Origin of the sequence: Streptomyces flavofungini (assembly GCF_041028215.1) — a bacterium.
Lineage (GTDB): Bacteria > Actinomycetota > Actinomycetes > Streptomycetales > Streptomycetaceae > Streptomyces > Streptomyces flavofungini_B.
Window position 1 is genome coordinate 1 of the sequence record NZ_JASKYR010001082.1, and the last position, 2,041, is coordinate 2,041.

A 2,041-nucleotide genomic window follows, 5' to 3' on the forward strand; every position below is an offset into this window, starting at 1 on the left:
CTCCGCCGCCTACCCGCCCACGCTCAGCTCAGCGCGGCTCCCAGGCCCAGGAAAACGCAGATCAGCAGGGCGAGCACGGCGAGCAGCGGCCAGACGAACCGCAGGTACGCGTCGTAGCCGACCTTGGCGAGGGCCACGCCGCCGATCGTGACGGCCGTCGTCGGCACCCACAGGTTCATCCAGCCGCTGGCCGCCTGCCAGGCCGTGACGGCGACCGCGCGCGGGACACCGGCGAAGTCGGCGAGCGGGGCGAGGATCGGCATGGCGAGCGTGGCGTGGCCGGAGGTGGAGGGGATGAGGAAGGCGAGCGGCAGATTCACGAGGAAGACGATCACCGCGAAGAGCGCCGATGACGTCCCCTTCACCACACCCTCGATGGAGTGCAGCACGGTGTCCGTGATCTTCGAGTTGTTCATGATCGTCGTGACGCCGCGGGCCAGCAGGATGACCAGGGCGGGCGAGACGAAGTCGGCCGCGCCCTGCACGACCGTCGAGCTGAGCCGCTGTTCGCCCATGCGCGCGACGACGCCCACGAGGACCGCCGCGACCAGGAAGAGGGCCGCGAGCTGCGGGAAGGACCAGCCCAGTTCGAAGCCGTAGGGGGTGGCGTCGGCGCGGCCGGTGAGCGCGCTCGACCAGGGCACCACCGAGAAGATCATGAAGGCGAAGACGAGCGCCGTGACGACGAGCACGGCCTGGTGCGTACGGGTCAGCCCCGGCACCTCCTCGGCGCCCCGCGCCGCCCGGTCGCGGTCGCGGTCGCCGGGCAGGAACCCGGAGAGGGAGCGCTCAGGATCGCGCCGGACGCGCCCGGCGTACCGGATGACGTACGCGACCGTGACCCCGGTCAGCACGATCCACATGGCGAAGCGGAGGACGATCCCGTCGCCGAGGGAGATCCCGGCGGCGGAGGAGGCCACGCCCGTCGCGAAGGGGTTCACCGTGGAGCACAGGACGCCGACGCCCGCGCCGGGGATGATGACGCCGACCGCGGTCATGCGGTCGTAGCCGAGGGCGAGCATCAGCGGCACGATCAGCCCGTAGAACCCGAGCGTCTCCTCGGCGAAGCCCTCGACCGTGCCGAGCACGGAGAAGACGGCCATGACACCGGCGATGAGCAGCGCCCCGCGCTCGCGCAGCCGGTGCGCGAGCCGGCCGATGCCGCGGTCGAGAGCGCCGGTGGCGAAGACGACGGTGATGAACGCCCCGATGGCGAGCACGAACAGGAAGACCCCCGCGCTGCCGTACAGCGAGCCCGCGTTGTCCGGCGCGACCAGGGAGGTCTTCTCGTCCTGGATGCCGTAGAGGCCGTTGACCGGGGAGAGGAAGAGGTCGTTCAGCCGGTCCACGAAGGACTGCCCGGAGTCGACGCGGTGGTAGGTGCCCTCCTTGGGCGCGCCCGCCGCGTCGCGCGCGTACTGTCCGGACGGGATCAGGAAGGCGAGCAGCCAGACGGCGACGGTGACGACGGCGAGGACGGTCAGCGCACTGGGGAAGGTGAACTTCCGCTTGCTCCGCTTGCTCATGGGCAGCATCCCTGGAGTCGTACGGTTTCGCGCCGTTCCGCCGCGAATGAGCCGAAATGTCAGCGGCCCATTATCGATGGCCCGGGATGGCGGATATCGGACGGCTCGCCGGGGGACCGGGCCCGCCGCGTCGGGCCCGGTCTAAGGTCGGTGCATGGCTTCGGAGACTTCGGGCGGCGCGCAGAGCGGCGAGGGCATGGTGCGCGTGGACAGCTGGATCTGGTCGGTCCGCCTCACCAAGACGCGCTCCTCGGGCGCCGCCGCCTGCAAGGGCGGCCATGTCCGGGTCAACGGAGAGCGCGTGAAACCCGCGTACGGCGTGCGTGTGGGCGATGAGGTGCGGCTGCGGCAGGCGGGCAACCGCGAGCGGATCGTGGTCGTCAAGCGCCTCATCCGCAAGCGCGTCGGCGCCCCGGTCGCCGTGGAGTGCTACGTCGACAACTCCCCGCCGCCTCCGCCCCGCGAGGCCACCGCCCCCGCGGGCATCCGCGACCGAGGCACGGGCCGCCCCACGA

2 protein-coding genes are annotated in these 2,041 nt (G+C 71.7%); one reads left to right on the forward strand and one right to left on the reverse strand.

What is annotated here, in order from left to right:
* Positions 1-23 precede the first annotated feature (23 nt).
* Entirely contained in the window at positions 24-1,526 is a 1,503-nt protein-coding gene (locus AB8Z36_RS38580) for a YfcC family protein (RefSeq protein WP_369218027.1), read from the reverse strand.
* A 154-nt stretch (positions 1,527-1,680) separates the two neighbouring features.
* On the opposite strand from AB8Z36_RS38580, the gene AB8Z36_RS38585 reads away from it, so the two are divergent.
* A partial coding sequence (locus AB8Z36_RS38585; RefSeq protein WP_369218028.1) for an RNA-binding S4 domain-containing protein occupies positions 1,681-2,041 on the forward strand: 361 nt, incomplete at its 3' end.